Origin of the sequence: Nostoc sp. CMAA1605 (assembly GCF_021596505.1) — a bacterium.
Taxonomy (GTDB): Bacteria; Cyanobacteriota; Cyanobacteriia; order Cyanobacteriales; family Nostocaceae; genus Trichormus.
This window is the reverse complement of record NZ_PJIZ01000169.1, coordinates 1-2,360: the sequence shown is the minus strand read 5'-3', so window position 1 is coordinate 2,360 and position 2,360 is coordinate 1. Positions and strand designations below refer to the sequence as shown.

Here is a 2,360-nt window from a genome sequence, read left to right as displayed (position 1 = left end):
AATGGTTATGGGCCTCATCCACGCCGAAGGAGAAGGTGATGCCGGTATACGTGCCATAAGGAACGTCTTTCAACGTCAGACTCCCTCTGCCGGCTGCCGCCGTAGGCAGGCGTAGGAGATGGTAGCTCTCTGGCTCGCTCCATACCGATCCGTCCTCGCGCACAAGCTTCACGTTCGAGAGGTACAGATCCGCCCGGGAAAGCTTCAGCACGGTATTGTCGGAGCCTACACGGATCAGACCATCGGAGGCTGCCGGGCTGTCCGAGGCTCCGGTATAGACATATCGGGCCTGCACCGCCCGCGTGGGGCGGAAGCCTTGTCTTTATGGCAGGCACTCAGGAGGATCAGAAGTGGAAGGATGAATAGCAGGTTCTTCATGGCTGTAGATAGGTGGTGTCAGTGAGGGTGTGCAGGAAGGCGATCACATCGGCCTTCTCTTGGTCTGTGAGCCCCAGGCTGCCTCCGAAGCGGCTGTTCGTCCCCAGCTGGATGAGGATGTCCACATTCGGCTTCGAAAACAGGGCAGGGTCGTTGTAGTGGTCCAGCACTTCTTCCAGCGTCTTGAAGCGTCCGTCATGCATGTAGGGGGCCGTCAGAGCTATGTTCCGCAGGCTGGGCACCTTGAATTTGCCCTTGTCTTCAGCATTGCCGGTTATGGCTTGTAGGCCTACATCGTCGGCGGCGTTGATGTCGAGCCCGTTGTTCTTGAATCCCAGCAGTTGATACGGGTTTCCTGCCGTAGAGATGGTGCCATGGCAGTCACCGCAGTTGGCGCCCCGGGTGCGGTTTTCGGGTACGGGGTGGGTGAAGAACAGCGTCATGCCCCGCAGTTCCTGGTCGGTCATGGTGTAGCTGCCCTGCTTCCAGCGGTCGTATTTGGAACTTGCCGATACCAGGGTCCGCACATACATCGAGATCGCCCGGCGGGCCAGTTGCGACGTAGGCCTGGCCCCCTCGAAGGCCTTGGCGAACAAAGTCAGGTAGGGTTCCTGCTGCAGCTTCTCGGTGATCTGCGGCTCGGTCAGGCCCATTTCGTCGGTTCGGGTCATGGGCTGTATCAGCAGCTCCTCGATGTTGCGCGCCCGGCCGTCCCAGAAGAAATGCGTCTGATAGGCCAGATTAACCAACGTAGAAGCATTGCGGGTACCTAAGCGTCCGTAGATGCCGGTGCTGACGACGCGCGGATCACCGAACGCATTTTCAGGGCGGTGGCACGACCGGCAGGAGATTCTCCCATCTGCCGAAAGGCTGCTGTCGCTGAAGAGACGCTTGCCCAGGGCAACACCTTCTACCGTAAGGGGGGCTTCCAGAGAGTCTGCGCGGGTACCGTAATAGCTCGGTGCCGTCCATGCATAAGCCGTAGCCTTTGGCACCGTCGGGTCGCCCTCATGATGGCATTTTACAGCCATCAGAGCCAGGATCGGCAAGGCTAGGGCAAGGCGTTTCATCAGCGCGAGGGTACGGTATCCGTCAGAGCTTCCAGATACTTGACAAACGCGGCTCGGATTGCGTTGGTATCCGCCCCGTATTTCTCAGACAAGGCCTGCACCGATACGGTTCCGTGCCCGAGGCAGTCTTCCAGCCGGGTCAGGCTGCCGTCGTGCATGAAGGGTGCGGTCCGCATCGCATTTCGAAGCGAAGGTGTCTTGTAGGCTCCCAGGTCGGCCGGTTGCTGTGTGATGCGGTACCGCCCGTTCTCCAGGCTACGGATAGGCCAGAGGGGCTGGGCAGGCACGCGGTATACGGCATGGTAGGCGAAATCGGTGTAGAAGGGCGGCGTGTGACAGCGGGCGCAGCTTTCGCCGAAGAGCAGTTGGCCCAGCGCCTCTTGCTCGGTGGGCATCCAGTCGGGCTTGTCTACCCGTGCGCCTTTGGTAACGAGTGTGCGCTGATACTGGGCCAAGGCCTGCAAAATCTGCCAGCTTTGAGCCGAATCGGTGCCGAAGGCCTTGCGCAGCAGGCGGCGGTAGTGGCCGTCGGTGCGCAGCAGGGTGCGGACATCCACCAGATTGCCACCCATCTCGGCGGCACTGTGCAGCGGAGCCAGCGACACGCTTTCCAGATCCGACACCCCTCCGTCCCAAAACAGACGCGGATGCCAGCCGATGTTCAGCAGGCTGGGGGTGTTGCGCATACCGGGGTGAGGCGGATCGTGCCGGGCGAAGGCATTCTTGGGTTGGTGGCACCCGGCGCAGCTCACCTTGCCCGAGCCGGAAAGCCGCGTGTCGTGGAAGAGGGCCCGGCCCAGCTCCACCCCTTCCACCGTTAGCGGATTTCGCTGAGGGATCGGCATCGCCGGTGCCCAGGCCGGTGTCGACAGCCGATAGGGCGTAGGGGCGTAATTGCCTCCTTTACCTTCC

3 protein-coding genes are annotated in these 2,360 nt (G+C 61.3%); all 3 read right to left on the bottom strand.

All coding sequences use genetic code 11. The annotated features are described in order from the left end of the window. On the bottom strand, nt 1-295 hold a 295-nt coding region (locus CV014_RS29265; protein WP_236145216.1), incomplete at its 3' end, for an MbnP family protein. Nucleotides 296-374: 79 nt separating this feature from the next. Further along, nucleotides 375-1,448: a cytochrome-c peroxidase gene (locus tag CV014_RS29260; RefSeq protein WP_236145215.1), complete on the bottom strand. Its 1,074-nt coding sequence runs from the start codon at nt 1,446-1,448 to the stop codon at nt 375-377. Next, nucleotides 1,448-2,360: cytochrome-c peroxidase (locus CV014_RS29255; protein WP_236145214.1), on the bottom strand; the 913-nt coding region annotated here is incomplete at its 5' end. The genes CV014_RS29260 and CV014_RS29255, both read right to left, overlap by 1 nt.

Bases quoted from the DNA above. Each gene is read 5' to 3' on its own strand.
- CV014_RS29260 (WP_236145215.1), bottom strand. From the start codon at position 1,448: ATGAAACGCCTTGCCCTAGCCTTGCCGATCCTGGCTCTGATGGCTGTA.